14 protein-coding genes and 2 tRNA genes are annotated in these 13,399 nt (G+C 73.3%); 13 read left to right on the top strand and 3 right to left on the bottom strand.

Annotated features, from left to right (window positions below):
• The first annotated feature begins 27 nt into the window (after positions 1 to 27).
• From DSM104329_RS09420 to DSM104329_RS09390, 7 genes are all read left to right on the top strand, one after another.
• Positions 28 to 216 carry a hypothetical protein gene (locus tag DSM104329_RS09420; RefSeq protein WP_259315179.1) on the top strand — a complete coding sequence of 63 codons (189 nt, stop codon included), beginning with the start codon at positions 28 to 30 and terminating at the stop codon, positions 214 to 216.
• A 71-nt stretch (positions 217 to 287) separates the two neighbouring features.
• On the top strand, positions 288 to 719 hold the full coding sequence (locus DSM104329_RS09415) for a MarR family winged helix-turn-helix transcriptional regulator (RefSeq protein WP_259315178.1): 432 nt from the start codon (positions 288 to 290) through the stop codon (positions 717 to 719).
• Between the two features lie 97 nt (positions 720 to 816).
• Complete coding sequence (locus DSM104329_RS09410; protein ID WP_259315177.1) at positions 817 to 2,334, top strand: 4-hydroxyphenylacetate 3-hydroxylase family protein; 1,518 nt, start codon at positions 817 to 819, stop codon at positions 2,332 to 2,334.
• A 53-nt stretch (positions 2,335 to 2,387) separates the two neighbouring features.
• Entirely contained in the window at positions 2,388 to 3,518 is a 1,131-nt protein-coding gene (locus tag DSM104329_RS09405; RefSeq protein WP_259315176.1) for a hypothetical protein, read from the top strand.
• Positions 3,515 to 4,423 (top strand): crotonase/enoyl-CoA hydratase family protein, encoded by a 909-nt coding sequence (locus tag DSM104329_RS09400; protein WP_259315175.1) that lies wholly within the window; start codon positions 3,515 to 3,517, stop codon positions 4,421 to 4,423. Before DSM104329_RS09405 ends, DSM104329_RS09400 begins: the two co-directional genes overlap by 4 nt.
• Before the next feature lie 121 nt (positions 4,424 to 4,544).
• Entirely contained in the window at positions 4,545 to 5,459 is a 915-nt protein-coding gene (locus DSM104329_RS09395) for an NADP-dependent oxidoreductase (RefSeq protein WP_407655879.1), read from the top strand.
• Positions 5,460 to 5,528: 69 nt separating this feature from the next.
• Positions 5,529 to 6,452 (top strand): intradiol ring-cleavage dioxygenase, encoded by a 924-nt coding sequence (locus DSM104329_RS09390; protein ID WP_259315173.1) that lies wholly within the window; start codon positions 5,529 to 5,531, stop codon positions 6,450 to 6,452.
• Between the two features lie 18 nt (positions 6,453 to 6,470).
• Here the strand turns inward: DSM104329_RS09390 and DSM104329_RS09385 are convergent.
• Positions 6,471 to 6,552: transfer RNA gene (locus DSM104329_RS09385), tRNA-Leu, on the bottom strand.
• Between the two features lie 21 nt (positions 6,553 to 6,573).
• On the opposite strand from DSM104329_RS09385, the gene DSM104329_RS09380 reads away from it, so the two are divergent.
• From DSM104329_RS09380 to DSM104329_RS09370, 3 genes are all read left to right on the top strand, one after another.
• Complete coding sequence (locus DSM104329_RS09380) at positions 6,574 to 7,053, top strand: hypothetical protein (protein ID WP_259315172.1); 480 nt, start codon at positions 6,574 to 6,576, stop codon at positions 7,051 to 7,053.
• A gap of 18 nt (positions 7,054 to 7,071) precedes the next feature.
• Positions 7,072 to 7,155: transfer RNA gene (locus tag DSM104329_RS09375), tRNA-Leu, on the top strand.
• Between the two features lie 34 nt (positions 7,156 to 7,189).
• A complete protein-coding gene (locus tag DSM104329_RS09370; RefSeq protein WP_259315171.1) occupies positions 7,190 to 7,591 on the top strand; it encodes a PPOX class F420-dependent oxidoreductase in 402 nt (133 codons plus the stop codon).
• On the opposite strand, the gene DSM104329_RS09365 is transcribed toward DSM104329_RS09370, so the two are convergent.
• Positions 7,572 to 8,369, bottom strand: coding sequence for an inositol monophosphatase family protein (locus tag DSM104329_RS09365; protein WP_259315170.1), 798 nt, complete (start codon positions 8,367 to 8,369; stop codon positions 7,572 to 7,574). The two genes, DSM104329_RS09370 and DSM104329_RS09365, sit on opposite strands and share 20 nt — an antisense overlap.
• Positions 8,336 to 9,727: an amidase gene (locus DSM104329_RS09360; RefSeq protein WP_259315169.1), complete on the bottom strand. Its 1,392-nt coding sequence runs from the start codon at positions 9,725 to 9,727 to the stop codon at positions 8,336 to 8,338. Before DSM104329_RS09360 ends, DSM104329_RS09365 begins: the two co-directional genes overlap by 34 nt.
• Between DSM104329_RS09360 and DSM104329_RS09355 the strand changes: the two genes are divergently transcribed.
• From DSM104329_RS09355 to DSM104329_RS09345, 3 genes are read left to right on the top strand one after another with little or no spacing between them, the layout of a single operon-like run.
• Positions 9,726 to 10,952, top strand: a complete 1,227-nt coding sequence (locus tag DSM104329_RS09355) for a hypothetical protein (RefSeq protein WP_259315168.1) — start codon at positions 9,726 to 9,728, stop codon at positions 10,950 to 10,952. The genes DSM104329_RS09360 and DSM104329_RS09355 overlap by 2 nt on opposite strands.
• A gap of 41 nt (positions 10,953 to 10,993) precedes the next feature.
• Entirely contained in the window at positions 10,994 to 12,691 is a 1,698-nt protein-coding gene (locus DSM104329_RS09350) for a putative bifunctional diguanylate cyclase/phosphodiesterase (protein ID WP_259315167.1), read from the top strand.
• 12 nt (positions 12,692 to 12,703) lie between these two features.
• Complete coding sequence (locus DSM104329_RS09345; RefSeq protein WP_259315166.1) at positions 12,704 to 13,375, top strand: DUF4389 domain-containing protein; 672 nt, start codon at positions 12,704 to 12,706, stop codon at positions 13,373 to 13,375.
• Positions 13,376 to 13,399 lie beyond the last annotated feature (24 nt).

Here is a 13,399-nt window from a genome sequence, read left to right as displayed (position 1 = left end):
CGACAGACGAAGGAGGTGATCCGGGGAATGTGCTTCGGATCTGAGATCGAGCGGAGCCTCCACGGCGAGTGCCGCACGACAGAGGATGTCCGCCAGCTGTTCGAGCGCTATCGCGCCCACGCGCGGGAGAGCGCCGAGCGGATCGGCCGGGACATGCCGGCCGAGCAGCAGCCGGAGGCCGTACCGGACGCCGAGCCGGTGCTGGCCGGCCGCTGACCTGATCAGCTGCCGGGGGGTGGCGGGCGCACGCCCGCCACCCGTCCCGGCGCGCTGCGATCATCGCGCCCATGCCGCGCGCGCCGACCCAGTTCGACCTCGCCATCGCGCCGGGCCACCTGATCCGGCGCGCCCAGCAGATGCACACCGCCATCTGGGCCGACGTGGTCGACACCGGCGTGACCGGCGTGCAGTTCGCCGTTCTCGCCGCGCTGGAGGTCGAGCCGGATCTGGACCAGCGCACGCTCGGCGCGCGCATCTCGCTCGACTCCTCCTCGCTGGCGGAGGTGTGCCGGCGGCTCGTCGCGCGCGGCCTCGTCGAGCGCCGCCGGGACACCGTCGACACGCGCCGCAACCTGCTGCGCAACACCGCCACCGGATCCGAGCTGCTCGCGCGCACCGCCCCGCAGGTCGACGAGGTCGGCCGTCGCCTTGTCGCGCACCTCGAGCCGGCCGAGCAGCGCGACGTCGTCGCGCTGCTGTCCAAGCTCATCGACCTCTGACGTCCGGCGGCGTGCTTGACTGCCCATGGGCCGAGGCGTACCGTCTTCCATCCAGATCGTACGTATACGGACGAAATCCGGCCAGGAGGAGAACGCGATGGCGACGACCACGACCGAGGTGCGCAGCGGGCAGCTGTACACCGGTGACGAGTACCTCGCGAGCCTTCGCGACGCGCGCCAGGTCTACCTGGACGGCGAGCGCGTCGAGGACGTCACGACGCACCCCGCCTTCGCGACGTCGGCGCGCACCATCGCGGGCCTGTACGACGCGCTGCACGACCCGCAACATCGCGACACGCTGGTCGGCGAGGACCGCAACGGGATCGTGACCCACGAGTTCTTCAAGCCCGCCTACTCGGTCGAGGACCTGCGACGGGGCGCGAAGGCGGTCGAGCTGTGGTCGCGCATGTCGTACGGCTGGATGGGCCGCACGCCCGACTACAAGGCGGCGTTCATGGCGACCCTCGGCGCCGATCCCTCCTTCTACGCCCCGTTCGAGGCCAGCGGCGAGAAGTGGTACCGCGACTACGCCACGAAGGGCCTCTTCCTCAACCACGTCCTGATCAACCCCCCGATCGACCGCGGCAAGGCGGTGCACGAGGTCGCCGACGTCTACGTGCACAAGGTCGGCGAGACCGACGAGGGCATCATCGTCAGCGGCGCCAAGATGCTCGCGACCGGCTCGGCGCTGACGCACGCGACGTTCGTCGCCCAGAACGCGCAGGCGGTCATGGAGAAGGGCAGGTCCGAGGACTACGCGCTGGTCTTCATCGCGCCGATGGACACCCCCGGCAAGAAGCTCCTGTGCCGCACGTCCTACGAGAAGGCGTCGACGTCGCCGTGGAACTACCCGCTGTCGAGCCGCTTCGACGAGAACGATGCGGTCGTCATCTTCGACAACGCGCTCATCCCGTGGGAGAACGTCCTGGTCTGCGGCGACGTCGAGCGCGCGCAGAGCTTCTTCCAGGCGTCCGGCTTCGTGAACCGCTACACGCTGCAGTCGACGACCCGGCTCGGGGTCAAGCTCGACTTCATGTGCGGCCTGCTCGCCAAGGGCCTCGAGGCCAACGGCACGGACGGCTTCCGCGGCCCGCAGACGATGCTCGGCGAGGTCGTGGCGTGGCGGACGATGATCTGGGCGATCGTCACCGCGCTCATCAACGAGACGCAGGAAGGGCCGGGCGGCACGGTGATGCCGTCACAGGAGAACGCGGCGATCGCGCGGATCTTCGGCACGATGGCCTGGCCGAAGATCAAGCAGACGTTCCTGCAGATCCTCGGCGGCTCGCCGCTCGTCGTCCCCTCCGGCCCGGGCGACCTCACCAGCGAGGAGATCGGCCCGCTCGTCGAGCGCTTCTACCGCGGCTCCACCGGCGACGCCCACGACCGCGTCAAGCTGTTCAAGCTGATCTGGGACGCGATCGGCAGCGAGTTCGGCGGCCGCCACGAGCTCTACGAGATGAACTACTGCGGCAACCATGAGCAGGTGCGCCTCGACATGCTCAGCTGGGCGGGCCGCGACGGGCTGATGGCGAAGTTCACCGGCATGGTCGAGGACTGCATGTCCGACTACGACCTCGACGGGTTCACCGCGGCGCCCTGGGCGAACGCATAAGCGCGCGGCGCCGCGCGCTCGACACGCGCGGCGCGATGTTGAAGGCTGCGGCGATGCGCCTCGACGACGTCGACGACCTCCCGTTCCACCAGGTCTCGACGCCGTTCAACGTCGTGGGCACCTCCGACGTGCACTTCAACGACGGCTACTGGTTCGCGGCGTACGCGCCGGGCGACTGGTACGTGATCTTCGGCATGCGGCTGCACCCGAACATGAACGTCGTCGACGGCTTCGCCGGCCTCGCCCGCGACGGCGAGCAGCGCGTCGTTCGCGCCTCGCGCGCGCTGCGCCCCCGCTACACCGAGCTCGAGGCCGGACCGCTGCGCATCGAGCTCGTCCGGCCCATGCAGGAGATCCGCGTGTCGCTTGCCGGCTCGCCGGTCGACCTCGCCTTCGACCTCGTCTTCCAGGCCCGCGGCGCCGCCTTCGTCGAGGCGCCCTATCGCCATCTCAAGTTCGGCCACGTCATCAACGACATGGTCCGCTACACGCAGGTGTGCCGGGCGTCCGGGACGCTGCGCTGCGACGGCGCCGAGGTCGCGGTCGACGGCTGGCACGCGATGCGCGACCACTCCTGGGGCGTGCGCTCGACGATGGGGCCGCGCACGCCGCACGGCGGCGTCGACGCGATCGAGTCCGAGGCCGACCTGCGCCGCTACCGGCTGTGGGTGCCGTTCGAGACCGACGACCACGGCGGGTTCTTCAACACCCACGAGGGCGAGGACGGCCGGCCGCTGGACTTCGAGGGCCAGCTGACCTACCCGGACGGCCGCGTGGTCGCGCTGACCGAGGTGCGCCACGAGATCGAATACGAGCCCGGGACGCGGTACGTCACCGGCGGCGCCTTCGCGGTCCTCGACGAGCACGGCGCCTGGCACGAGTACCGGCTCGAGGAGCCGGGCACCCCGGCCGACGTCCAGGGCTTCGGCTACTACGGCGGCTGGCACGACGGCGGCAGCGCCGGCGTCTGGCGCGGCGCGGGGCCGCACGTCGAGTCCGACCGCTATGCGGTCGCGGCGCGCCCGGCCGGTCCGCCGCATGTCCCGATGGACCGCCGGCTCGGCCCCACCGAGTTCCCGTTCACCATCAGCGGCCCGGGCGGGGTGCGCGGGATGGCGCATTTCGAGCATCACGTCATGGGCCGCTACGCGCCCTACGGCTTCCAAGGGAGGGACCGCAAGTGACCACCTACGAGACGATCGACTACGCGGTGCAGGACGCCACGGCGGTCATCACGCTGGACCGTCCCGAGGACCTCAACACGATCGTGCCGCCGATGCTCGACGAGCTCGAGGATGCAGTCACGCAGTCCATCCGCGACCGCGCGGTGAAGGTGATCCTGCTGCAGGGCGCAGGGCGGTCGTTCTGCGCCGGCTTCAACTTCGCGGGCGGCTTCACCCACTGGAACGAGGACATCGCGACCGAGGGCGAGTGGGACGCCGGCCGGGACCTGATCATGGCCACGTCGCAGTCGATCGGCTGGGTGCCCCGGTTCATGTCGCTGTGGCGCAGCCCGAAGCCGGTGATCGCGCAGGTGCACGGCTGGTGCGTCGGCGGCGGCAGCGAGATGGCGCTGTGCGCGGACATCGTCATCGCCTCGCAGGACGCGCGGATCGGCACGCCGTACTCGCGGATGTGGGGCTGCCATCACGCGGGCATGTGGGTCTACCGACTCGGGCTGGCGAAGGCGAAGGAGCTCGCGCTGACCGGCCGGTCGCTGTCGGGCGACGAGGCGGCGGAGCTGGGGTTGATCAACCGGGCGGTGCCGTTCGAGGAGCTCGAGGCCGCCACGCGTCAGCTCGCCGGCGAGCTCGCCACGATCCCGCTCTCCCAGCTCGCCTCGATGAAGCTCGTCGTCAACCAGGCCTACGACAACATGGGGCTCGCGTCGACCCAGCTGCTCGGCTCGGTCATGGACTCGATGATGCGCAACACGCCGGAGGCGCGGGCGTGGATCGAGCTCGCCGAGTCGGAGGGCGTCGGCGCCGCGGTGGCGCAGCGCGACGGCCCGTTCGGCGACTACAGCCAGGGCGACCGGGAGCTCAAGCCGGATCCGACGAACGTCGTGCGGGCGGGCCGGGCACGCTGAGCCGCCGCCCGCCGGCGGCCTTGGCGCCACGCCCCCGTGAACGCTTGAGCGCCGCGGCGAACGAGAACACGGGTATCCGAGCGAGCGAGCGAGCGGGCGGGCGGTGCGCTGAACTGTGCTCATGCCCAGAGCAGTGCGGTTCAACGAATACGGTGGCGTCGACGTCCTGCAGGTCGTCGACGTCGAGGCTCCGGCGCCGGGTCCGGGCGAGGTGGTGGTGCGCGTCAAGGCCGCGGCGATCAACCCCGGTGAGGCCAGCATCCGCGAGGGCCTCCTGCACGACCTGTGGCCGGCGACGTTCCCGTCGGGGCAGGGCAGCGACCTGGCCGGCGTCGTGGGCGTCGCCGGCGACGGCGTGACGACGTGGGCGCCCGGCGACGAGGTGCTCGGCTGGACCGACCGCCGCGCCAGCCAGGCCGAGCTGGTCGTGACCGAGGCCGGCGACCTGGTCGCGCGGCCGCCGGAGGTGTCGTGGGAGGTCGCGGGGTCGCTGTTCGTCGCCGGCACCACCGCGTGGGCGTGCATCCGTGCCGTCGCGCCCGGACCGGACGAGACGGTCGTGGTGACCGGCGCGGCCGGCGGGGTCGGCTCGCTCACGGTCCAGCTCGCGCGGCGCACCGGCGCCCGCGTGATCGGCCTGGCCAGCGCACCCAACCATGACTGGCTGCGCGCGCACGACGTGATCCCGGTCGCCCACGGCGACGGCGTCGCCGACGGCATCCGCGCCGCCGCCCCCGGCGGGGTCGACGCGTTCGTGGACACGTTCGGCGGCTACGTCGGCCTCGCCCTCGACGAGTTGGGCGTCGCCCCGCTGCGGGTCAACACGATCATCCCGCCGGAGCGCACGCGCGGCATCCAGTCGGCGGGCAACAACGACGCGGCATCGGCCGACGTGCTCGCCGAGGTGGCGGCGCTGGTCGCGGCCGGCGAGCTCGAGGTGCCGATCGCCGCGACGTACCCACTCGACCAGGTCCGCGAGGCCTACACCGAGCTCGCCAAGCGCCACACCCGCGGCAAGATCGTCCTCGTCCCGTAGCCGGCGACGTCCAGGTTCCTCTCAGGTTCCACCCGCCGTGATCCCAGGGCGCATCGCCACGGTGGCGTGATGGACGAACCGACGATGCACGAGACCTACGAGGGACGCCGCCTGCCGCGCCCGCGGGAGGAGGTGGTCGATCAGGGGCTCGGATTCGACGTGGAGACGCTGCTCAGCCGCCGCCGGGTGCTGCAGATCCTCGGCCTCGGCGCGGTGAGCGCCGGGCTCGTCGCCTGCGGCGGCTCGGGCGGCTCGACCGGGACCGCGGCCGCGAAGGCCAAGGCGCTCGGCGAGATCCCCGACGAGACGGCCGGTCCGTACCCGGGCGACGGATCGAACGGGCCGGACGTGCTCGAACAGAGCGGCATCGTGCGCCGCGACGTCCGGTCGAGCTTCGGGGCCGCGAACGGGGTCGCCGAGGGCGTGCCGATGACCCTCGAGCTGGTCGTGGCGGATCTCGCCAACGGCGGCGCGCCATTCGAGGGTGTCGCGGTCTACGTGTGGCACTGCACCCGCGAGGGTGGCTACTCCATGTACTCCCCGGGCGTCGAGGACGAGAACTTCCTGCGCGGGGTCCAGATCGCCGACGCCGATGGGCGCGTCCGGTTTCGGAGCATCTTCCCGGCGTGCTACAGCGGACGCTGGCCGCACATCCACTTCGAGGTCTACCCGGACCGCAGGAGCATCACCGATGCGGGCAAGGCCATCGCCACCTCGCAGGTCGCGCTGCCGCGGAGGGTCTGCCGGCGCGTCTACCGACAGGCGGGCTACGAGCAGTCGGTGTCGAACCTGGCGCAGGTCTCGCTCGACAGCGACAGCGTCTTCGGCGACGACGGTGGCGCCGACCAGCTCGCCACGGTGAGAGGCAACGTCAGGAAGGGCTACCGCGTTGCGCTCGCCGTCGGGGTCGACACCGCCACCAAGCCCGCCGGCGGGGAGGCAGCGGCGGGCGGCGGGCCCGGCGGCCCGCCGCCGGGCTTTCCGACCCCCTGAGTCAGAGGAGAGAGGAAGTGCGGGCGGAGGGACTCGAACCCCCACGGCTTGCGCCACTGGGACCTAAACCCAGCGTGTCTGCCAATTCCACCACGCCCGCGCGACTCGTATGATCCGACACATGGCCGAAGAGGAGCGGCGCGACATCGTCATCGAGCACCCGAACCGCAAGAAGCCGGCGGCGAAGGTGACGAAGCTGATCGTCATTCTCCTCCTGCTGGTGAGCGTCGCGCTGATGGCCTTCGTGACCTTCGGCGGGTGGAGCGCGCTCGAGGGCGCCAAGCCGCTGCTGATCGGCTACATGGTCATCTACCTGATCCTGGCGTTCTACTGCGCGCGGTGGACGCGCGGCACCCTCCCGCTCGCCGCCGCGCTGGGCATCATCCTGCTGATCTTCGCCGCGATCGCCGGCCCGGAGTGGTTCGCCCGCGACAAGACCGGCTACACGGACCCGGCCGTCGACTCGGGCGTTCTTGGCCTCGTCACGCTGCTGCTCGTGCCCGTCCAGTTCCTGCTCATCGCGTTCTCGATGCGCGGCTTCGCGCAGGACTGGCACGTCGAGGTCGAGCGTCCGCGGGACGCCGGGCCCGCGCCCGCGTAGCATGCGCGCTTCCCACCGGCGGCGGTGGAGGAACTGGAATACTCGATGCACTCAAAATGCATTGCCCTTTCGGGATTGTGGGTTCGAATCCCACCCGCCGCATGACCAGCCCTGACCCGAGTCTCAAGGAGGCATCATGGCCGCACAGATCGAGGGGCGCGCCCGGGAGATCCTCGAGGCGCCGAACATGGCACACGTCGCCACCCTGCGCGCGGACGGCAGCATCCACGGCGTCGTCGCGTGGGCCGACGTGGAGGACGGGCACGTGACGCTCAACAGCGCGCGCGGGCGGATCTGGCCGACGAACCTGGAGCGCGACCCGCGCGTGACGATCACCGTCGCCAACGCGGAGAACCCCTACGAGTTCGTCTCGGTCCGCGGCCGCGTCGCCAAGGAGAGCGACGAGGAGGGCCACGACCACATCGACGCGCTCGCCAAGAAGTACCTGGGCGTGGACGAGTACCCCTTCCACCAGGAGGGCGAGCAGCGCGTGAAGTTCTACGTGGAGCCCGAGAAGGTCACGGTGCAAGGCGGCTGACCAGCGCCTCGAGCAGCGCCGGCTTGGCGACCGCCAGGCCGGTCGGCAGCACCCCGTCGCCCGGCAGCACCTGCGCCGACATCCCCACCTCGCGGCAGATGATGACCCCCGCCGCGTAGTCCCAGTGCTGCACGCCGAACTCGAAGTACGCGTCGTGCCGGCCCGCCGCCGTCCAGGCGAGGTCGAGCGCGGCGCTGCCGGCGCGGCGGATGTCGCGCACGGACGGCAGCAGCCCGGCCACGATGGCCGCCTGGCGCTCGCGCACGGCGGCGTCGTAGCCGAAGCCGGTCGCGACCAGCGCCTCGCCGAGCTCGGTCAGGTCGCGCGGCGGCGGCAGCGGCGCCGAGTTGAGCGTCGCGCCCTCGCCGCGGGCCGCGGCGAAGCACTCGCCGCGCAGCGGGTCGAGGACGACGCCGGCCACGCCGCCGTCCTCGTCCTCCACCGCCACGCTCACGCACCACTGCGGATGGCCGAAGAGGTAGTTGACCGTCCCGTCGAGCGGATCGACGACCCAGCGCAGGCCGCTGGTGCCCTCCAGATCGCCGGTGCCCTCCTCCCCCAGCACCCCGTCGTCCGGGCGGCGCGCCGCGATGACGGCGCGGATCGCCCGCTCGGAGGCGAGGTCGGCCTCGGAGACCAGGTCGGTCGGCGACGACTTCGAGCCGGCTGCGCGCTCGCGGCCGAAGCGCGGCACGAGCACCTCGGCGCCGGCCTGAGCCGCCTCCAGCGCCACCTCGAGCAGCGTCACGATGCGATCGGGGGACGGCGGTCGGCCCACGGCCGCTCCGCCTCGATCTGCGCCGAGAGCGACATCAGGGTCGCCTCATCGCCCGACCGCGCGACGAGGTGCACCGCCAGCGGCACGCCCTCGGGCGTGAAGCCCGCCGGGACCGAGGCCGCGGGCTGGCCGGTCATGTTCCAGATCCCCAGGTGCGGGACGAAGCGCGAGACGCCGTTGAAGGTCCACAGCGCGCCCCGGCCCTCGAAGGCGCCGACCGCGAGCGGCAGCGACGTCAGCGTCGGCGTGAGCAGCACGTCGACGTCGTCCCACAGCCGCCCGAGCCGCTCGGTGAGCGCGCTCGTCTCGGCCAGCGACCGCGCGAGCACCGGCCCGGGGATGAGCCGCCCGATGCGCGCCATGGCCTTCGACCGGCGCTCGAGGCGCTCCGGGTGCTCGGTGGCCGCCGCGTCGTCGAGGATGCCGCGGAAGTAGCGCGCCAGGCCGCGCGCCATCGCCGCGGCGTCGTAGTCGGGATCGCGCTGGACGACCGTGTGGCCGAGACCGCGCAGGAGCTGCGCCGTCTCGTCGACCGCCGCGACCACCCGCGGGTCGAGCGGCGCCATCACGGGCGGCGGCACCCTGGTCGACACCGCGATGCGCAGCTGCCCGGCCGGCCGGCCGGCCGCCTCGGCGAAGGTGCCCCACGACGGCCGGTCGGCCACCGCGTCGAGGAAGAGGGCGCTGTCGCGGACCGATCGCGTGACCGTCCCGTAGTGCACGATGCCGTGCCAGGCGTCGTCGCCCTTGGGCGCCGTCGGCACCCGCCGGTACTGCGGCTTGAGCCCGAACAGGCCGCTGCAGGCAGCGGGGATGCGGATCGAGCCGAGCCCGTCGGACGCCGTCGCGGCCGCGACGAGCCCCGCGGCGACCGCCGACCCGCTGCCGCCGCTCGACCCGCCCGGCGTCCTGTCGAGGTCCCACGGGTTGCGGGTGACGCCCCACGTCGCCGTCTCGGTGAACGGCCACATCGTCAGCTCCGGCACGTTGGTCTTGCCGATGATGATCGCGCCGGCCTCGCGCAGCCGGCGCACGATCTCGCTGTCGGCCTGCGCCGGGCGCTGGTTGGCGCCCGTCCCCTGGGCGGTGACCTCCCCGGCCACGTCCATGTCGTCCTTCACGGCGACCGGCACGCCGAGCAGCGGGCGGCGGTCGCCGGCGCCGCGGCGCGCCTCGGCCTGCTGAGCCTCCGTGCGCGCGCGGTCGGCGAACACGACGCGAAACGCGTTCAGCCGGGGGTCCACGCGGGCGATGCGCTCGAGCGACAGCTCGACGAGCTCCGACGGGCTCACCTCGCCCGAGGCGACGAGCTCCGCCTGACGGGCCAGGCCGGCGAACGCGAGATCGGCGGCGTCCATGGCTGCGGGAGCTTACGGCCTGTGCCCCGGCCCCGTCCGCCGGAGCCCTACAGTCCCGCCGATCAGCGAGCCGATCGAGACCGCCCGCCGGATCGCCGCGATCGGGCCGCGGCCGCCGTGCAGCGACGCCGAGCGCCGCGCCGCGGTCCTGCTGCGCGACGCGCTGCGCGCCCGCGGACGCCCCGCGGCGCGGATCGAGCCCGCCTGGGTGCGGCCCGGCGTGCCCGCCCTCCATGCGCTGCTGTGCCTGCTCGGCGTCGCCGGCAGCGTCGCGGCCGCGTCCGGCGCCCCCGCCGTCGGCCTCGGCCTGCTCGCCGCCGCCCTGGTCCTCCTGGCCGCCGACCTGGGCGGCCTGCCGCCCGTGGCCCGCGCGATCCTCCCTCGCCGCGCGACCCAGTGCGTCGTCGCCGAACCGCCCCGGATCCCACCCGGTGCGCGGGTCCGCCTGATCGTCACCGCCCCGCTCGACTCCCGGCCCGGAGGGATCGCCCACCGGCCGGCCGCGCTGGAGGCGGCCGCGCGTCGGGCGCTGGGCGGCCATCTGTCCTCGCCCGCGGCGCTGCTGGTCGCGTGCCTCGCGCTGCTGTGCGGGCTGGCGGCGGCGCGCGTGGCCGGCGAGGACGGCGCGTGGCTGGGCCCCGTCGCGCTCGCGCCGACGATCGCGCTGCTGATCGGCGCCGCGAGCTACGCCGACCTGGCGACGGCGCGCGCGCCCGATCCCGGCGCCGACCCCCACGCCGGCGCGGCGGCCGTCGCCCTCGCGCTGACCGAGGAGCTCGACCGCCGACCCCCGCCCGGCCTCGCCGTCGAGCTCGTCCTCGCGGGCGCGAGCGAGGCGGGCGGGCTGGGCCTGCGCGCCTACGTGCGCGCCCGGCGCCGCCTCGCGCGGCCGGAGGAGCTCGCCGTCCTCGCCGTGGCGCCGTGCGGCGCCGGCCCGCCCGCGTTCCACCTCACCGAGGGCCGGCTCTGGCCCCGGCGCCTGCACCCGGCGATGATCGCCGCCGCGCGCGACACCGCGGCCGGCGAACCGGGTCTGGGTGCCCAGCCGGTGCGCCGCGGGCGCAGCGACGCCCTCGCCGCCCGGCTCGCGCGCTGGCCCGCGCTCGGCGTGGGAGCGATCCTGCCCCGGCGCCCGCCGGCCACGCTCGATCCCGAGGCGCTGGCGGCCGTCCTCGCGCTGTGCCGGGGGATCGCCGCTCGCCTCGATGTGGAAGTGAGAACATGACCGCTAAGGATTTCTTGCCACCCTGACGAATAGGTCCGCAAGTGGCCAGGCCGGAGCAGGAGACGACGGAAGCGCATCTGCAGGCCGTCTTCGGCGTCCTGTCGGACGGCGTGATCTCCGTCGCGCCCGACGGTCAGGTGCTCGCGGCCAACCCCAGCGCGCTGGAGATCCTCGGCGTCGAGCGCGAGGCCTTGGACGACGCGGGCTGGTGGGACCTTCTGCGCCCCGCCGGCCCGAGCGACGCCCCGCCGCGCCTCCCCGAGGCGCTGTACGAGACGCAGCGCGACGTCGAGGTGCGCATCCGCCGCCCCTCGGATGCCACCCGTCGCCAGCTCCGGGTCAGCACGCAGCCGCTGGAGAGCGGCGCCGTCGTGCTGACCTTCCGCGACTGCACCGACGAGCTGCGCACGCGCGAGCAGCTCGAGACGCTCGCGCACCAGGATCGGGTGACCGGGCTGCCCAACCGCGCCGCCGTGCTCGAGCGCATCGAGGCGCTGCACGCCGGCGGCGGGCCGTTCGCGCTGCTGCTCGTCAACGTCGACGGCTTCGGCACCGTGAACAGCGGCTTCGGCCACGCGGCCGGCGACGCCGTGCTGCGCGAGATCGCGGGCCGGCTGCGCGGGGCGCTGCCCCGCAGCGCGCGGCCCGCGCGGTTCGGGGGCGACGAGTTCCTCATCGTGGCGGGATCGAGCGACGAGGCGGCCGCGAGCGCCCTCGCCGAGCGGGTCAAGGACGCGTTCGCCGCGCCCTTCCAGACGATCGACGGCGCCCAGCTGACCGCCTCGATCGGCATCGCGCTCAGCCGGTCGGCGCGCGATCCGGCCGGGCTGATCTCCGCCGCCGAGGCCGCGCGGGCCCGGGCGCAGGCGCGCGGCCGCGCCCTCGTCGCGGTGTTCGACGACAAGCTCCGCGCCAGCCTCGAGGATCGCCTCTCACTCGTCGCGGACCTGCGCCGCGCGATCGAGCGCGACGAGATCGCGGTGGTCTACCAGCCGATCGTCACGCTCGAGCGCGACGGCGGCATCATCTGCGCCGTCGAGGCCCTCGCCCGGTGGACGCACCCGCAGCGCGGGCCCGTGTCCCCCGCCACGTTCGTCGCCCTGGCCGAGGATGCCGGGCTCGTGCGCGGCCTGGGCCGCCGCGTGCTCGCCCGCGCGTGCATGGAGATGGCGACCATGCGCGCCGAGCTGCCGCAGGCCGCCGGCGATCTCGAGCTGTCGGTCAACGTCTCGGCGCGCCAGGTGGCGTCGGGGCTGCTGGGCCACGACGTGCGCGCGGCGCTGACCGCTTCCGGCCTGGCCCCCACGGCCCTCGCGCTCGAGCTGACCGAGACGGCGCTCATGGACGACGCCGGGCCGCCCGTCCAGGCCCTCGACGCGCTGCGCGAGCTCGGCGTGCGCCTCGTCATCGACGACTTCGGCACCGGCTACTCGTCGCTCGGCCGCCTGCGCCGGCTGCCGCTCGACGGCCTGAAGATCGACGGCTCGTTCGTCGCCGGCCTCGAGTCCGGCTCGGTCGACACCGCGATCGTCGAGGCCGTGCTGACGATGGCGCGCGCGCTCGACCTGCCGGCCGTCGCCGAGCGCGTGGAGACGCACGAGCAGGCGGCGCGCCTCATGGAGCTCGGCTGCCCGCGGGCGCAGGGCTACCTGCTCGGCCGGCCGATGCAGCTGCCCGCCCTACGCGACCTGTTGTCATCCGGGCGCGGCATCTTGCGCCGCGCCGATCCCAGCCGGTAGAAGGAGTCCATCATGTACCCCGTTCAGTACGAGGCGGACCACGTCGAGCGCCACAGCAGGCTCACGACGTTCTTCCGCTACTTCACCGTCATCCCGGCCGCCCTGTTGACGATGCTCTACCTGATCGGCGCGTACTTCGCCGTGATCGGAGCATGGTTCGCCATCGTCTTCACGGGGCGGTATCCCGAGGGGATCTACGACTTCGTGGCGGGCGCGCTGCGCAATGCGACGCGCCTGACCGCCTACTTCCACCTGGTCACCGACCGGTACCCGCCGTGGAACGGCGCGCCCGACGACGACTACCCGGTCCGGGTCCACATCGGACCGCCGCTGGAGCGCTACAGCCGGGTGAAGGCGGGCTTCCGCATCATCCTGGCGATCCCGGTGATGATCATCGCGTACGTCTTCTCGCTGCTCGCCGAGGTCGGCGCGTTCTGCGCGTGGTTCGTGATCGTCTTCACCGGCAAGATGCCGCAGGGCCTGCAGGACATCATCGACATGGGCATCCGCTACCTGACGCGGGCCAACGCCTACTACTTCCTCATCACCGAGGACTGGCCGCCGTTCACCGATCCGAAGTCGCCCGAGGGCATCGGGCCGGCGCCGACGAGCCCCACGGTCGAGCCCACCGCGCCGGCCGGCGCGGGCGGCTACCAGCCGCCGAGCACGGGTGGTCTGAGCTAGTGGCCCGTCTCGCAACCAAGACGA

It is taken from the genome of Capillimicrobium parvum (assembly GCF_021172045.1).
Lineage (GTDB): Bacteria > Actinomycetota > Thermoleophilia > Solirubrobacterales > Solirubrobacteraceae > Capillimicrobium > Capillimicrobium parvum.
The sequence above is the reverse complement of the archived record's forward strand: the minus strand, read 5'-3'. Positions and strand labels throughout refer to the sequence as shown.

Coding starts and splice junctions, on each gene's coding strand:
- DSM104329_RS09420 (WP_259315179.1), top strand. CDS start 28: ATGTGCTTCGGATCTGAGATCGAGCGGAGCCTCCACGGCGAGTGCCGC.
- DSM104329_RS09415 (WP_259315178.1), top strand. CDS start 288: ATGCCGCGCGCGCCGACCCAGTTCGACCTCGCCATCGCGCCGGGCCAC.
- DSM104329_RS09410 (WP_259315177.1), top strand. CDS start 817: ATGGCGACGACCACGACCGAGGTGCGCAGCGGGCAGCTGTACACCGGT.
- DSM104329_RS09405 (WP_259315176.1), top strand. CDS start 2,388: ATGCGCCTCGACGACGTCGACGACCTCCCGTTCCACCAGGTCTCGACG.
- DSM104329_RS09395 (WP_407655879.1), top strand. CDS start 4,545: ATGCCCAGAGCAGTGCGGTTCAACGAATACGGTGGCGTCGACGTCCTG.
- DSM104329_RS09390 (WP_259315173.1), top strand. CDS start 5,529: ATGGACGAACCGACGATGCACGAGACCTACGAGGGACGCCGCCTGCCG.
- DSM104329_RS09380 (WP_259315172.1), top strand. CDS start 6,574: ATGGCCGAAGAGGAGCGGCGCGACATCGTCATCGAGCACCCGAACCGC.
- DSM104329_RS09370 (WP_259315171.1), top strand. CDS start 7,190: ATGGCCGCACAGATCGAGGGGCGCGCCCGGGAGATCCTCGAGGCGCCG.
- DSM104329_RS09355 (WP_259315168.1), top strand. CDS start 9,726: ATGGCTGCGGGAGCTTACGGCCTGTGCCCCGGCCCCGTCCGCCGGAGC.
- DSM104329_RS09360 (WP_259315169.1), bottom strand. CDS start 9,727: ATGGACGCCGCCGATCTCGCGTTCGCCGGCCTGGCCCGTCAGGCGGAG.
- DSM104329_RS09345 (WP_259315166.1), top strand. CDS start 12,704: ATGTACCCCGTTCAGTACGAGGCGGACCACGTCGAGCGCCACAGCAGG.